Below are 14995 nucleotides of genomic sequence, written 5' to 3' on the forward strand. Positions count from 1 at the left end.
AGGGCGAGGGCGTCGGCCCAGGTGACGCGGGGCTTGCCGCCGTCGGCGGGGCACCGGTTCGGGTCGAGCACGTCGCCGTTGAGGGCCTGCCGGTCCGGCTCTTCCCCCGGTGCTGCGAGTGAGTGGAAGAGATGGTCCTTGGCCTCGGTGAGCGCGGCCTCGACGAGGGCGCCGACCTCGGCGGGTGCGTCGTAGCGCAGCCGGAACCGGCCGTCCGGGTCGTGACCCATCGACAGGTGCGCCGGCTCGGTGGACTTCGGCTCGGTGGTCTCCGGCTCGGTGGTCTCGGGCTCGGGCTGCTCAGGTGGTTCGGGGATCAACTCGCCGGCGGCGTTCACGGTCGGCTCGGGCAGGGTGAAGTCGTAGCGGGACACGCTCCGCTGCAGCTGGGTCACGGTGGCGTGCTGGGCGAACTGCGCGACGGTGGTGTCGAACTCGGCCGGGGTGTGCCGGGCCACGACCGCGGCCTGGTCCAGGCTGATCCGGCCCTCGCGCAGCGCGGCTGCCGTTGCCGGCAGCTCCGAGGCGCGCCGGGCCACCAGCAGCACCGCCGCGGCCTGCCCGCGGGACAGGCCCGCGCGCAGCATCAGCCAGTGCTCCGGCGAGCGCAGACCTGCGGCCTGCCACGAGCCCTCGGCCAGCACGGTGGCCGCGAAGTCGACGAGCCGGGCGTGCGCGTCGTGCACGTCGGCGGCCAGGGACGCGACGTGGTCCCAGTCCTGCTCGATCCGCTCCGCACTCTGGCTCATACCCTAATCGTACAGGTGTTCGACCACGCTCAGCATGGGTTGTGCACCGCAGTTCGATTGCGCTGCAAGCGAACTCGGCGCTGGTCCACCCGCGTTCCGGTCGCACGTACCCCGGCAAACCGCCTACGTGCGCGGCTGCGCGGCAGCACGCGGGTAAGGATGGGTCATGCCGCCACCCAGCCAGTCGCGGACGCCCGACGACACCATCGGAGCCCGCGACCTCACCGCCTGGCACACCCGGTTCGGCCAGTGGCTCGTCGGCCTCTTCGCCGCGCTGGGCCGGGCCTCCTCGCCGGCGGCACACCGCGTTGTGTCGTGGTCCGCGGCCCACCTCGCCTTCGTGCTCTTCGCCGTGATCGCGATGGGCGTCATGGTCGGCCTCGTCGAGGGCGTCGAGACCGTCTACGAGGCCGTCGTCGGACGCGACGGGATCACGGTCGTGGACCAGCCCGTGCTCGACACCGCGGTCTCCCTGCGCTCCCCCGGGCTCGACTCCGCGGTCACCGCGTTCACCGACGTGGGCGGTCCCGTGGGCATGCCGATCCTGGCGCTCGTCACGGTGGCGATCATCACTTGGCGCCGTCGCCGGTGGACCCCTTTCGTCCTGACCCTCATCGCGGCAGCGGGGTCGCTCGCCATGACGATCGGCGGCAAGGACTTCGTCGACCGGGCGCGGCCGCCGGCCTCACTCGCGGTGCCGCCGCTCGAGACCTCGCCGTCCTTCCCCAGCGGCCACACGCTCAACGCCACGGTCCTGACGGCGGTCGTCGTCTACCTCGTCCTCATCGAGACGACCGCCGCGTGGCAGCGCACCCTCGCCGTCACGATCGGCACGCTCTTCGTGCTCTCGATGGGGCTGTCGCGCGTCTTCCTCGGCCACCACTGGCTCACCGACGTCATCGCCGGCTGGCTCATCGGCCTCGCCTGGGCGCTGGCCGTGATCACGGCCCACCGCCTGTGGCTCACCCTGCGCGAACGCCCGGAGGTCGTGAACTCGCGGGACGGCATACGCCAGGAGGGCTCGCGCTCCTAGGATCGACCGGGTGAAGCCGGCGATCATCCTCGTCTCCGAGACCCGCTGCGAGCAGCTGCTCGACGAGTTCTCCCGCTACGCCCGTGACTACGAGCTCGTCACGGCGACCTCGGCCCGGGACGCGAAGCAGGCCGCCAAGGGCGTCGTCGCCGAGGGCGGACCGGTGGCGATGTTCGTCACCGAGTCGCGTCTTCCCGACGCGGAGGTCCTCGAGGCCTTCCACTGGTGGCGCGCGACCGTCCCGACCGCCCGGCGCCTCATCGCCGCGCACGAGTCGGCCTTCCGCGAGGACGCCGACCGGCTGCGCGGTGGCATGGCGAAGGGCAAGTACGACGCCTACCTGCTCGCTCCTCGAGGCCCACGCGACGAGGAGTTCCACACGGCGGTGTGCGAGCTGCTCTCGGACTGGGGCTCGACGGTGGCCGAGCCCGAGGTGGTGGCGGTCGCGATCATCTCCCCCGTCGAGGACGCCCTGACGCTCGGCATCCGCGACTACCTCGACCGGATGGGCATGCCCAACCGCGTGTACGCCCCCGACAGCGAGAAGGGCCGGCACGTCCTCGAGCGCTACGTCGCCGACCGCGGTGACGCCGATGCCGGCGAGGTCGCCTACCCGCTCGTCATGGACCTCGGCCAGCGCGTCGCGCCGGCTCACACCGTGCAGGACGTCGCCACGCGCATCTACGGTCGCCCGGCAGACGTCGTGGTCGACAAGGTCGTCGACGTCGCCGTCGTGGGTGCCGGGCCGGCGGGGCTGGCCGCGGCCGTCTACGCCTCCTCGGAGGGCCTGTCGACCGTCGTGCTCGAGTCCGAGGCGATCGGCGGCCAGGCCGGCACCTCCTCGATGATCCGCAACTACCTCGGCTTCCCGCGGGGGATCTCCGGTATGCGGCTGGCCCAGCGGGCGCGCAACCAGGCCGTCCGCTTCGGCACGAAGTTCTTCACCGGCTGGCCGGTCACCTCACTCGTCCCCGGAACCGTCGGCGCCGACGGCGCCTTCTCGCCGCACGTTCTGCGCACCGACGGCGGCGAGGTGCGCGCCCGCGCGGTCGTCGTCGCCGCCGGAGTGAAGTACCGCCGCCTCGGCGCCCCCGGCACCGAGGCGCTCGTCGGCCTCGGCGTCCACTACGGCAGCGCGATGACGGCCGCTCGCGAGATGGAGGGCTCGGACGTCGTCGTGGTCGGCGGCGGCAACTCGGCCGGGCAGGCCGCGATCCACCTGGCCCGCTTCGCCCGGACGGTGACGATCCTCGTGCGCCGGGAGACGCTCACGGAGACGATGTCGAACTACCTCGTCGCCGAGATCAGCCACAACCCCCGCATCTCGGTGCAGGGCTGCACGGAGGTGGTCGAGGGCGGCCCCGGCGAGGACGGCCGCCTCGGCTGGGTGGTCGTGCGCGACCTCAGGGACGGCGGCGAGGAGCGACGCCCCTGCCGGGGCTTGTTCGTGCTGATCGGCGCGGACCCGCACTGCGACTGGCTCCCGGCGGAGGTCGCCCGCGACGCCCGCGGCTTCGTCCTGACGGGCCGCGACGTGCCGCCGGAGCGGTGGCGCGGCGACCTGCCGCCCGAGAGCCTCGAGACGACGGTCCCCGGGATCTTCGCCGTCGGTGACCTCCGGGCCGGGTCGATGAAGCGGGTGGCAGCCGCGAGTGGCGAGGGGGCGTCGGTGGTGCCGCTCGTGCACGCCTGGCTGGAGCAGTCCGGCTGAGGCCCGGTTGGCCGGCCCGACCTACGCGACCCGGCTGACGGGCCTGCCGGGAGCCCCTCAGAGCCGGATGAGCTGCCCGTCGCGGAACGAGTAGCGGTATGCCGCCGACGTGGCCGCCGGAAGGTTGGCCGGGTGCGACGCGTGGTGACGGTGTGGGTGCGGCGCCGGCCGGCTCGAGGCTGGGACCGGCGTCAGGCCGCCGACGACGCCGGCGGCGTGGGCCTGCCCGGCTCCGAGAGCCGCCGTGCCGACGAAGGCCACCGCGACGGCTGCCCCCGCAGCGCCGAGGCCACGACGCAACGCCGCCCGGACGGCTGAGGTGTTGGAGGAGGAGGCCGGAGAGGAGACCGGGCCAGCAGTCTCGGGGGACGGGGGCCCGGGGCGAGGTGTCGTGTCCATGTCGTCACAGTTTCGCCGCCGTCTGTGGCGCCCCTGTGCCCCGACCCTGACCACGCCGTCAGTCGCTGAGGTCCCGTAGAACCCGCTCCATGTCGTCCGCCACGGCATGGGCAACGGTGCCCTCCTCGGCCCGCAGCCCTGCGACGACACCGAGCCGGTCGGCGTCCGAGCGGTTCTGGCTCAGCTTCGCCTTGCCCTCGACCGACCGGACCTGCACCTCCACCCCGACGATGGCACGCAGCTGTCCGCGCAGGTAGGCCTCGGGAGCGTCGCCGACCGCCCACGGGTGCTCGCGCCCGGTCTCGTGCCGCTCGGTGAGCCGGGTGACGACGTCGAGCACCCAGTCGGGGTCGTCGTGCACGGTGACGGGACCGCGAAGGTGCACCTCGGTGTAGTTCCACGTGGGCACGACGCGCCCGTGCTCGGCCTTGCTCGCATACCAGGACGGCGAGACGTACGCGTCCGCACCCGTGACGACGACGAGGCCCGGCGAGCCGGCGCCGATGCGTCGCCAGTGCTCGTTGGCGCGAGCGAGGTGGCCGAGGACCCGGTCGCCGTCGATGAGGACCGGCAGCAGCGTGGAGTCGGGTGCGCCGTCCGGAGCCACCGTGACCAGGTGTCCGGCAGCGCTCTGCGCGAGGAAGGCCGCGACGGCGGCGGCGGCCATGGTGTTGGGACGGGGCACGTACATGGCCCGATGGTGCCACGGCGACGCGACGGAGCCCGCCGATGTCGGGCATCGACGGGCTCCGTGGTGCTGGCGGACGGTCGCGCTCAGCTGTGCCGGTGAGCGGCGCGGCGAGGGGCGGCGGACCAGGGACGGGGACTGCCGGCGTGCGGGGCCGGCACCGGGTGCGGCTCCGGCTGCGTTGCCGGCCCCGTTGGCTGGGCCGAGGAGTCGAGCCGGTCGGCGAGACGTCGCAGGAGCAGCGCGGCGCGGGTGTGCCGACGGGAGCCGCCCTGCGCCCTCGGCGCGTGGTGCCGGGCCGCGACGCGCTCGCCGATGAGGTCTCGGGCGAGGGCCTCCTGGGAGGTGAGGCTGAAGGTTCCCGTGCTCATACGAGGCTCACCTGCGCCCGCTTGACGTGGATGTCGCCGCTGCCGGAGTGGACCACCAGCATGGCCTGCGCCTCGGCGTCGCCCGGCCCGGAGGCCTGCTCGAGGTCGATGTCGACGTCGCCGGTGACGGTGTTGAGGTCGAGGTAGGCCGCGACGCCGGCCGCGACGGCGATGGTGACGTCGCCGGTGCCGGTCTTGGTGCGGACCTCGCCGCCGTGCACGCCGCCCAGCTCGACGTCGCCCGTGCCGGTCACCAGCTCGAGGTCGCCGGTCGAGGCACCGATGTGGAGGTCGCCGGAGCCGGTCCTGGCCTTGACGGCCGCGTCGGAGCGTCGCAGCTCGATGTCGCCGCTGCCGGAGGCGAGGTCGAGCCGGCCGCCGGCCGAGCCGACCGAGATGTCTCCCGAGCCCGTCTTGGCGGCGACCTCACCGCGAGCGGAGCGCAGGGTGATGTCGCCGGACCCCGACTTCAGCTGGGCGCTGCCGACCTCGTGGAAGTCGAGGTCACCGGCGCCCGTCGTGGCGCGGACGTCGCCGAGCAGACCGGCCGCGGTCATGTCGCCGGACCCGGTCCTGGCGTCGAGCGTGCTGCCGGCGGGCAGCTCCACCTCGACGTCGACCGAGCCCTTGGTCCCGATGCCGAGGAAGCTGTCGCGGATCTTCGGCGCCAGGACCACGACGTCGTCGCCGCGGGCCTCGACGGTGAACTTGTCGGCGAGCTCGGCACCGTTCTTGCCGTGGGGGTGCAGGCGCACCGTGGTGGTCGTCGTCTCACCGGCCGTCAGCGTGACGTCGCCGACGAGCAGCTCGATCTTGAGGTTGACGGGACCCGTCGTGTCGAAACGGGACTCGAGGGTGGTGCTCATGGGAACTCTCCTTCGTCGGAGGTGGTCTGGGGGTTCGGTCAGCCAAGTCGGTCAGGTCAGTCGGGCGGGTCAGCGGACCCAGCCCTGCACGCGCTTGTTGGAGGAGCGGTTGCGGCCCGGGGCCCCGGGGCCGAAGCCCGGACCGGGCGGCACCGGGGGGAAGCCGGGCATCGGTGGGACACCCGGTCCGGTCTGGGTCGCGGCACGCACCGCGCCGACGATCCACGTGTTGAGCGACTGCCCCCTCGCGGCGGCCAGCTCCTCGGCCCGTCCCTTCAGGGCCTCGGGAAGGCGAAGGGTGATGCGGGAGGTCTCGGCGCCCTCCTCGTCCGGTGACATCACCGTGGTGTCATCGGCGCGGAGGGCCTGGGTGTCGTTGGTGAGGGCGGCCGGCCCGGCCCCGACGACGACGAAGACGGGCTCGCGGCCCTGCAGCCTCACCTCGACAGAGGTGCCCTCGAGCTCGTTGGTGATCTCGGCCGCAGCGTGGGACAGCGCATCCATCAGGGCCAGACGAGCAGAGGAGTCGAGGGCGAAGCCGATGCGTTCAGCGGCCTGCTCGGTCTCCGGTCCCATCGCCCGGGCCGCTTGGGCGAGGTCCCGACGCAGTGCGTCGATGTACTCCGTGATGTCCATGTGCATCATTGTGACACCACAACGACATCACGTCAACACCATTACGACGCCAACTTGGCGGCTGCCCGATCGACCGGCAGCGGGTACGTTCCTCTCACCCCTCGAACCGAAAGGTGCCCGATGCGCAGCTTCGGAACCTCTGACCGCGCCGGCGTGCGGACGGTCTCCTCCGTCATAGAGAAGGTCTCCTCCCGCACCCGCTCGCGGCAGTTCATCCGCGTCATGAACCGGATGGGGGCCTCCCCCGCCGCGATCCTCCCCCTCGTCAAGGACTCCCCGAACTTCACCCACCGCCGCTTCGAGGGCGAGGAGCCCTCGCTTCGCCCCCGGCTCCGCGCGCAGACGAGCGCCCTCCTCTGCGCCATCCGCGTCGGGGACCGCGGTGCCCCGGTCGGCACGGTGCCCGTCGTGGCGGCGACGCCTCCGGCGGCGCCCGGAGAGCTGGCGGTGACGTGGTACGGACACGCGACGAGCCTCCTGGAGGTCGACGGGGCCCGCTTCCTCCTCGATCCGGTGTTCAGCGAGCGCGTCTCGCCCATCCGCCACGTCGGGCCACGGCGCATGCACCCCGTCCCGGGCTCCCTCGCCGCGATCCCCAGCATCGACGCCGTCCTCATCAGCCACGACCACTACGACCACCTCGACCACCCCTCCATCGTGCGGCTCGAGGAGACCCACCGGCCGCACTACGTCGTGCCGCTGGGAGTCAACGCCCACCTGCTCGCCTGGGGCGTCCCGGAACAGCGCATCACGGCGCTCGACTGGCGCGGCGAGACCGAGGTGGCCGGCATCCGCATCACCTGCACCGAGGCGCGCCACAACTCCGGTCGCGGACTCGTCGACAGCCAGACCCTCTGGGCCGGCTGGGCATTCCGCGGCCCGCGCCACAGCGCCTACTTCCCCGGGGACTCCGGCACCTCCAAGCGCTTCGCTTCCATCGGGGCCGACCTCGGCCCCTTCGACCTGACGCTCATGCCCGTCGGGGCCTACGACCCCTTCTGGCCCGACATCCACATGGATCCCGAGCAGGCCGTCGCCGCCCACCGCGACGTCAACCGCATCGGCGACGAGATGTATGCGCTCACCGAGGACGAGGCAGGCGTGGCCGACGACTTCATCGAGGGCGACCAGCGCATCGACACCCCGGGCGGCACGTACGAGGAGGGCGAGCGCACGGAGACCACCCGTACGGTCGCGACGGCCGCCAAGGACTCCCTCCTCGTGCCCGTGCACTGGGCGACGTTCAACCTCTCGATGCACTGGTGGGCCGAGCCCGTACGCCGGGTGCGCCGTGCCGCGGCCGAGGCCCGGGTCCCCGTGGCCTTCCCTCGCGTCGGCGAGCGCGTCGACCTCACATCGGGAGATGCCCACGCGGTCGCGGCGGCGCACGCCGATCCGTGGTGGGAGGAGTGCGCGGCACCCGAGGACCGCGACTGAGCGAAGATGGGAGGGCCGCTTCGTCGCGGCCTCCGACCCGGACGTCCCGACTCCGGACACCCGAACCCACGGACGCCCACCGACATCCGTGCGACCGCCGACAACAGGAGAAGCCCGTGCAGCTCCCGATCCTGCGCCGGATGGGCGCCAGTCCCTCGATGGTGCGCTCGCGCGTCACCACGTCGCCGAACTACCGCGACGGGGAGTTCCGCTCGCACGAGCCCACCCACGTCGTGGCGACGTCGGAGGCCGAGGGTCCGGGCAACATGGCCATGACGATGCTGCGCGAGTTCGGGCGCGGGCGTCCCCGCGGCGCGGTGCCGGTCGTGACGCCGCGGCACCCGCACGAGCCCGCCGACCTGGCCGTCACGTGGTACGGCCATGCCACGAGCGTCCTCGAGCTGGACGGCAGGCGGTTCCTGCTCGACCCCGTCTTCGGCAACCGCGCCTCGCCGTCGGTGCTCGCCGGGCCCAAGCGCCTGCACCCCGTGCCGGGTCGCATCGCCGAGATCCCCCGGCTCGACGCCGTCGTGATCAGCCACGACCACTACGACCACCTCGACGAGCCGTCGATCCGACAGCTCGAGCGGTCGCACCGGCCGCACTACGTCGTGCCGCTCGGCGTCGACGAGCACCTGCGCGCCTGGGGAGTGCCGGCCGGCCGCATCACCTGCCTCGACTGGCGCGAGGAGACCGAGGTCGCGGGGATCCGCCTGACCTGCAGCGAGGCCCGCCACTTCTCCGGCCGCGGATTCGTGCGCAACCAGAGCCTCTGGGCCGCCTGGGCCTTCCACGGCCCTCACCACTCGGCCTTCTTCGGCGGGGACTCCGGGCCGACCCATCGCTACACCGACATCGGCACAGACCTCGGCCCGTTCGACCTCACCCTGATCCCGATCGGCGCCTACAGCGTGCACTGGCCCGACATCCACCTCGACCCGCAGCAGGCCGTCGACGCCCACCTCGAGGTGAACCGTGGTGGCACGGACTCAGTGCTGCTGCCGATCCACTGGGCGACGTTCAACCTCGCGACCCACTGGTGGAGCGAGCCGATCCGCTGGGCCCGCCGCACCGCCGCCGCTCGAGGTGTCCGCATGGTCGCGCCCAAGGTCGGCGCCCGGATCGAGCTGAGCGGCAACGACGTCGACGAGGTCGTCGCCGCCCACCAGGACCCCTGGTGGGAAGCCTGCGCCGCTCCCCTCGACCGCGACTGACGGTCGGAAGATCCACCGGCGCATCGCCACGAACCGCACCGCCGTCGACAGCACGTTGGCGACGGCCACGACGACGGTCTGCACGAGCGTCCCCGCCGCAGGCTCGAGCGCGCCGAGCACGGCGAGCGCGAGGGTCGTGGCCGCATAGGTGATGGCGAAGATGACGAGCGCCTGGCCGTGCTGGGCCACGAGGTTGTGCCTCCCCGAGACGCCGAACGTCCACGCCCGGTTGAGGGCCGTGTTGAAGACCGTCGCGACGACGAGAGCCACCCCGTTGGCCAGCTGCGACGGGGCACCGCCCCGCACCAGGGCCGCGAAGAGGCCGAGGTGCAGGGCGGTGGACAGCAGTCCCACGCCGGCGAAGCGGATCACTTGGTGCGACAGTGCCCTTCGCGCCGACGTGGGCGCCGGGCGGGTGGTGGTCGACATCGTCGTCACTGGAGGGGCTGGGTCAGGTCGTAGAACGTGGAGCCGCCGATCGTCACCGAGGTGAAGTTCGCCTCCACCCACGCGCTGATCTCCGAGGACGAGCTGCTGCCACCGTTCTGGTTGCCGAATCCCCTTCCGCCGCCGGCGAAGTAGTGGATCTGCCCGTTCGCCACATACCGCTGGAACTGCGCCAGGGTGGGGCTCGGGTCCGAGCCGTTGAAGCCGCCGACGGCCATGACCGGCAGCTGCGTGCCGAGCTGCAGGCCCGCTGCCGTCTGCGACCCGACGGCCGCGGCGACCCACGTGTACTTCTGCGCGTCGGCCGAGAGTGCCGCCACGACCGCGGTGCTCGGCATCGAGGCGTCGAGCAGGCCGCCCATGCCGCCTCCACCAGGCGCGCCACCCTGCGGACCGCCCCGGAAACCTCCCTGCTGATTAGGCAGGCCACCCTGGGGACCTGCCTGCTGGCCGACCTGGCCCTGGGGAGCCTGGCCACCGAGGGGCGCCCCCGCGCCGAAGCCGCCACGCCCGCCCGGTCCCCTGCTCGAGCCGGCCGGCCCGGCCGTGACGATGGACCCGCTGTGGCCCTGCGCGGTGGTCGACACGGCATACGCGGCCGGTCCGGCGAGACCGGCGACGAGCGCGCCGGCGAGCACCAGCGGCACGGCCCGCATGTGCAGCCAGTGGACAGCGAGGATGAGCACGGCCGCGGCCATGCCGACCGCGAGCACCGCGATGCGCAGCCAGTCGCCGTAGGCGGTCGTGCGAGAGAGCAGGAGGAACCCCCACGTCGCAGCCGCCGCAGTGGCCGCTGCGAGCGCGATCGTCGCGACGGCGCTCGAGCGGCGCTGCCACGCCTCGACGGCACCCATCCCGACGACGGCGCCGATCGCCGGGGCCAGGGCGACGGTGTAGTACTCGTGGAAGATGCCGGCCATGAACGAGAAGACGAGCATCGTCACGACGAGCCAGCCGCCCCAGACGAGGTAGGCCGCGCGGCGCAGGTCGGTGCGGGGCCGGCGACCACGCAACCACAGCCCGGCCGCGAGCAGGACGAGGGCGCTCGGGATCAGCCACGAGACCTGGTCTCCGACGCTGGACGAGAACATCCGGAACCAGCCGGTCGAGCCCCACTGGCCGCCTGTGCCACCCGGTCCCGCGCCACCACCGACAGACCCCGTCTCGTCACCGCTGAGGCGGCCCAACCCGTTGTAGCCGAAGGTGAGCTCGAGGAACGAGTTGGTCTGGCTGCCGCCGACGTACGGGCGCGCCGACGCGGGGACGAGCTCGACGATCGCGACCCACCAGCCGGCGGAGAGCACCATCGTGCCGACCGCCAGCAGCGAGTGGACGATCCGCTTGCGCAGGGTCGTCGGCGCCGCCACGAGGTAGGCGAGGCCGAAGAACGGGACGACGAGCAGCACCTGGAGCGTCTTGGTGAGGAACCCCAGGCCGATGAAGACGCCGACGATCATCATCCACTTCGGCGAGGCCTGCTCGATGGCCTTCATCGTCGCCCAGGCGCCGAGCGCCATGAGCAGCGTGAGGAGCGCATCCGGGTTGTTGAAGGTGAACATCAGGGCGGCGACGGGGGTCAGCGCGACGACGGCGCCCGCGATGAGGCCGGCGGCGGCGCCGAAGTGGCGCTTGACGGCGGTGTGGACGACGCCGACGGTCGCGACCCCCATGAGGGCCTGCGGGATGAGGATCGCGAAGGAGCTCAGCCCGAGCAGCCGCACCGACAGCGCCATGACCCACAGGGAGGCCGGCGGCTTGTCGACGGTGATCGAGCTCGCGGCGTCCGAGCTGCCGAAGAAGAACGCCTTCCAGCTCTGGCTGCCCGCCTGGACCGCCGCCGAGTAGAAGGAGTTCGCGTAGCCGCTCGCCGTGAGGTCCCACGTGTAGAGCACGAGCGTCACGAGGAGCAGGCCGAGCAGAGCCGGCCTGGCCCACGAGGGATCGGCCTCGGCGCCGCGCCACAGGCGCCTGGCGAGGTGCGCACGACCCGGACGGGCCGGGGGCTGCTGCGGGGTCGCGGGGCCGGGGGCCGCCGCCGTGCCCGCGGCGGGAAGGGTCATCGTGTCCATGGCTCCACCGTGGTGTCCGGCACTGTGCCGTTCCTATGACGTGACTTTGGTCCGGGAATGAGTAGATCCCGCCAGCCCGCCGGGCCCCCGCTGCACCTGCGCCATGGCGCAGTTCCGGTCGCGAACCAGACCCGATGACGGCCGGAAGTGCGCCCTGGCGTGGTCTCGGGTCAGGAGGCGGCGGGCAGCAGGAGCGAGAACGTCGTGTCACCCGGACGGCTGTCGAGCTCGACGCGGCCGCCGTGCGCCTTGCTGACCGCGGCGACGATCGACAGGCCGAGCCCGGTGCTCCCCTTCGCCCGGTTGCGCGCGTCGTCCCCACGGGCGAACCGCTCGAAGACGTTGGGCTGCAACGACTCCGGCACACCGGGGCCGTCGTCGTGGACGGCCACGCGCACCCACTCGCCCTCGGGTCGCACCGAGGTGGTCACCCGGGTGCCGTCGGGGGTGTGCGTACGCGCGTTGGCCAGCAGGTTGGCCACCACCTGGTGCAGCCGCGCGCCGTCACCCGTCACCTCGACCGGCTCGGGAGGCAGGTCGAGGTCCCAGTGGTGACCGGGCGACGCCGCGTGCGCGTCGCTCACGGCGTTGATCACGAGCATCGACACGTCGACCGGCTCCTCCTCGAGCGGCCGGCCGGCGTCGAGGCGGGCGAGCAGGAGCAGGTCCTCGACGAGCGATCCCATCCGGTCCGCCTCCGACTCGATGCGGCCCATCGCATGGGTCACCGTCGGCGGGACGACGTCGGCCTCGCGGCGGGACAGCTCGGCATACCCGCGGATGGAGGCGAGCGGCGTACGCAGCTCGTGGGACGCGTCGGCGACGAACTGGCGCACCCGCTGCTCGCTCTGGTGCCGGGCCCGCAGGGCCTCGTCGACGTGGTCGAGCATCTCGTTGAAGGCCGCTCCGACCTGGCCCACCTCGGTGCGCGTGTCCGTGTCGACGGGGTCCACCCGCTCGGCGATGGCGACCGACCCGGAGGCCAGCGGCGTCTGCGAGACGCGGGTCGCCGTGGCCGCCACCCGGCGCAGCGGCTCGAGGTTGCGGCGCACGAGCCAGGTCCCGAGCAGGCCGACGAGGATGATGCCGGCCACGACCGCGGCTATGGCCACGAGCACCATCCGGTTGATCGTGTGGTTGAGGGGTCCGGTGGGCAGGCCGACCACGACCGTGCCGATCGTCGGGACGCCGTTGATCTGCACCGGGGCCCGACCGGACATGACGCGGTACTCGCCGATCGTGCCGCCGAGGTCGATCGTCTTCGGGTCCGAGCCGATGCCGGCGCTCTGCAGCTCGGCGAGCTGCGTCGGCGTCAGGGTGGTGGTCTCGTTGGCCATCGACGTCGCCTCGCCCTGCACGACGGGGTCGATGATCGCGATCAGGCCCTCGTTGCCGGGGCCGCGCCCGCGGCCCTCCGAGCTGGGCGGACGGAACCGGCCGTCGTCCTCCTGGTGCGGCGGGGAGAGCGACTGCCGCAGCTGGTCGTCGACCTGGCCCACGAGGTAGCGGTCGAGGGCCACGATCGTGGAGACGCCGGTGGCGAGGCTCAGCACCGTGAAGAGGGCGAGCATCGAGGCGACGAGCTTGGCCCGCAGCGTCCACGCGGGCCACGGCCTCACGCGCTCGCGCAGGCGGGCCAACTGCTCCTGCAGGGTCAGACCCTCGTCCCTGCCGGCCGAGTCGCCGGAGTCGCTGGCATCGGTGAAGCCGACGCCACGCGCGAAGACGTCGGGCCCGGCTGACTCGTCGGCGTCGGGGAGGTCGGCAGGGAGCGGCCGTTCGGCTGCGGTGCGGGAGTCGGACAGCTCGGCGTTCTCAGACGGCCGGCTTGAGGACATACCCCGCCCCTCGCATGGTGTGGATCATCGGCTCGCGGCCGGCGTCGATCTTCTTGCGCAGGTAGGAGATGTAGAGCTCGACGACGTTGGCCTGGCCGCCGAAGTCGTAGTTCCACACCCGGTCGAGGATCTGGGCCTTGGAGAGCACCCGCTTCGGGTTGCGCATGAGGTAGCGCAGGAGCTCGAACTCCGTTGCGGTCAGGCGGATCTCCTCGCCGCCGCGCATGACCTCGTGGCTGTCCTCGTCGAGCGTGAGGTCACCGACGACGAGCATCGAGTCCGAGGACGAGACGGCTACCGTGGTGCGGCGCATCAGGGCGCGCACCCGGGCGACGACCTCCTCGAGCGAGAACGGCTTGGTCACGTAGTCGTCGCCGCCGGCGGTGAGCCCCGAGACGCGGTCCTCGACGGCGTCCTTGGCGGTCAGGAAGAGCACCGGCACGTTGCTGTTGTCGGCGCGCATCCGTCGCAGCACCTCGAGGCCGTCGAAGTCCGGCAGCATCATGTCGAGCACGACTGCGTCCGGGTCGAACTCGCGGGCGGCGCGGACCGCCTCCATCCCGGTGCCGGCCGCGCGCACCTCCCAGCCCTCGTAGCGCAGGGCCATCCCGAGCAACTCGGTGAGGTTGGCCTCGTCGTCGACGACGAGCACCCGCACCGGTGAGCCGTCGAGCCGCTGGAGACGCGCTGTTGCCGGCTTGGTCTTCTCGCTCATGCTCCTTAGTGAAGCCCCAGGCCCTGTGCCATGACCAGTACCTCCCTGTGTGATTCCTGTGGGGCTCGCCGATTCGGGTCAGAACAGTCCCAGCGCGTCGACGGCTGCGCCACAGCGTCCGCACAGGCGCCGGTTCGACGGTTGCAGCCATGAGCAACGAGTCCCTGCCCGAGGGCCCGACCGAGCGGCCGAGATCCGGGCTTCCGCAGTTCGACCCCGGCGCCCCCGGCGGCGTGCACACCGGCGACACGCAGCTGCTGCCGTCCGCCTGGGCCTCGCAGCCGCAGGACCACCCCGTACCGCCGCCCGCCTCCCCGTACGCGTATGCCGCCTCGCCGGCTTCCCCACCCACGCCTCCCCCGGCTGAGCCCACCTCCCGGGCCCGACGCTGGAGCGGTAGGAAGACCGCCGTCACCGCGGGCCTGGCCATCGTGCTCGCCTCCGCCGGCGCGATCGGTGCTGCAGCCGCGCTGCCCGCGGGCTCCGGAGGCGACAACGCCGGCTTCCGGGGAGCAGGCGGTTTCGGCGGGGCGGGTGGCCGGCACGGCTTCCGGCCCCAGGGCGGGCAGCAGAACCAGCAGGGCCAGCTCCCCCAGCAGCTGCCGAACCTGCAGAACGGCGGTCCCGCAGGCGGCCTCAACGGCGTCGACCCCAACCAGCTGACTCCCCAGGACCTGCTCCAGCGCCTGCAGCAGCTCGGTCAGGACGACCAGGGGGCAGACCCCTTCGGCGACCTCGACCACGACTCGGGGCCCGGCTCCGGCCAGGGCGGGACCAGCGCCTCGGGCGGCACTCGGACCACCTGAGCGGCTCCACCCACGG

General features: G+C 72.8%; 14 protein-coding genes and 1 pseudogene. 5 read left to right on the forward strand and 10 right to left on the reverse strand.

Going from position 1 to position 14995, the window contains the following annotated elements; all coding sequences use genetic code 11:
• Positions 1 to 749: DUF222 domain-containing protein (locus tag ABD194_RS09740; RefSeq protein WP_343990705.1), on the reverse strand; the 749-nt coding region annotated here is incomplete at its 3' end.
• A 166-nt stretch (positions 750 to 915) separates the two neighbouring features.
• Here ABD194_RS09740 and ABD194_RS09745 point away from each other — a divergent pair.
• Both ABD194_RS09745 and ABD194_RS09750 read left to right on the forward strand, forming a co-directional pair.
• Positions 916 to 1782, forward strand: a complete 867-nt coding sequence (locus ABD194_RS09745) for a phosphatase PAP2 family protein (RefSeq protein ID WP_343990707.1) — start codon at positions 916 to 918, stop codon at positions 1780 to 1782.
• A 10-nt stretch (positions 1783 to 1792) separates the two neighbouring features.
• Entirely contained in the window at positions 1793 to 3493 is a 1701-nt protein-coding gene (locus ABD194_RS09750; protein ID WP_343990709.1) for an NAD(P)/FAD-dependent oxidoreductase, read from the forward strand.
• Positions 3494 to 3550: 57 nt separating this feature from the next.
• Here ABD194_RS09750 and ABD194_RS09755 read toward each other — a convergent pair whose 3' ends face one another.
• From ABD194_RS09755 to ABD194_RS09775, 5 genes are all read right to left on the reverse strand, one after another.
• Positions 3551 to 3892: a hypothetical protein gene (locus ABD194_RS09755; RefSeq protein WP_343990711.1), complete on the reverse strand. Its 342-nt coding sequence runs from the start codon at positions 3890 to 3892 to the stop codon at positions 3551 to 3553.
• Positions 3893 to 3950: 58 nt separating this feature from the next.
• On the reverse strand, positions 3951 to 4583 hold the full coding sequence (locus tag ABD194_RS09760) for an FMN-binding negative transcriptional regulator (RefSeq protein WP_343990713.1): 633 nt from the start codon (positions 4581 to 4583) through the stop codon (positions 3951 to 3953).
• Positions 4584 to 4666: 83 nt separating this feature from the next.
• Entirely contained in the window at positions 4667 to 4951 is a 285-nt protein-coding gene (locus ABD194_RS09765) for a hypothetical protein (RefSeq protein ID WP_343990715.1), read from the reverse strand.
• A complete protein-coding gene (locus ABD194_RS09770) occupies positions 4948 to 5817 on the reverse strand; it encodes a DUF4097 family beta strand repeat-containing protein (RefSeq protein WP_343990717.1) in 870 nt (289 codons plus the stop codon). The genes ABD194_RS09765 and ABD194_RS09770 overlap by 4 nt, the downstream gene beginning before the upstream one ends.
• Positions 5818 to 5886: 69 nt before the next feature.
• Entirely contained in the window at positions 5887 to 6453 is a 567-nt protein-coding gene (locus ABD194_RS09775) for a toxin-antitoxin system HicB family antitoxin (RefSeq protein ID WP_343990719.1), read from the reverse strand.
• Positions 6454 to 6573: 120 nt separating this feature from the next.
• On the opposite strand from ABD194_RS09775, the gene ABD194_RS09780 reads away from it, so the two are divergent.
• Both ABD194_RS09780 and ABD194_RS09785 read left to right on the forward strand, forming a co-directional pair.
• Positions 6574 to 7890: an MBL fold metallo-hydrolase gene (locus ABD194_RS09780; protein WP_343990721.1), complete on the forward strand. Its 1317-nt coding sequence runs from the start codon at positions 6574 to 6576 to the stop codon at positions 7888 to 7890.
• A 116-nt stretch (positions 7891 to 8006) separates the two neighbouring features.
• The gene (locus ABD194_RS09785; protein ID WP_343990723.1) at positions 8007 to 9104 is read left to right on the forward strand and encodes an MBL fold metallo-hydrolase; all 1098 of its coding nucleotides are present in this window, start codon (positions 8007 to 8009) and stop codon (positions 9102 to 9104) included.
• An 18-nt stretch (positions 9105 to 9122) separates the two neighbouring features.
• Here ABD194_RS09785 and ABD194_RS21620 read toward each other — a convergent pair.
• The 4 genes and pseudogenes from ABD194_RS21620 to ABD194_RS09800 all read right to left on the reverse strand — a co-directional run.
• Positions 9123 to 9533, reverse strand: a pseudogene (locus ABD194_RS21620) (GtrA family protein); the annotation flags it as partial.
• Positions 9534 to 9538: 5 nt separating this feature from the next.
• Positions 9539 to 11620 (reverse strand): ArnT family glycosyltransferase, encoded by a 2082-nt coding sequence (locus tag ABD194_RS09790; protein ID WP_343990726.1) that lies wholly within the window; start codon positions 11618 to 11620, stop codon positions 9539 to 9541.
• Between the two features lie 170 nt (positions 11621 to 11790).
• Entirely contained in the window at positions 11791 to 13458 is a 1668-nt protein-coding gene (locus ABD194_RS09795; RefSeq protein WP_343990728.1) for a sensor histidine kinase, read from the reverse strand.
• On the reverse strand, positions 13436 to 14173 hold the full coding sequence (locus ABD194_RS09800; protein WP_343990730.1) for a response regulator transcription factor: 738 nt from the start codon (positions 14171 to 14173) through the stop codon (positions 13436 to 13438). The genes ABD194_RS09795 and ABD194_RS09800 overlap by 23 nt, the downstream gene beginning before the upstream one ends.
• Positions 14174 to 14322: 149 nt before the next feature.
• Here ABD194_RS09800 and ABD194_RS09805 point away from each other — a divergent pair, with 149 nt between their 5' ends.
• Positions 14323 to 14979 (forward strand): hypothetical protein, encoded by a 657-nt coding sequence (locus ABD194_RS09805; protein ID WP_343990732.1) that lies wholly within the window; start codon positions 14323 to 14325, stop codon positions 14977 to 14979.
• The last annotated feature ends 16 nt before the right edge of the window (positions 14980 to 14995 follow it).

This window comes from Terrabacter terrae, assembly GCF_039529575.1.
Lineage (GTDB): Bacteria > Actinomycetota > Actinomycetes > Actinomycetales > Dermatophilaceae > Terrabacter > Terrabacter terrae.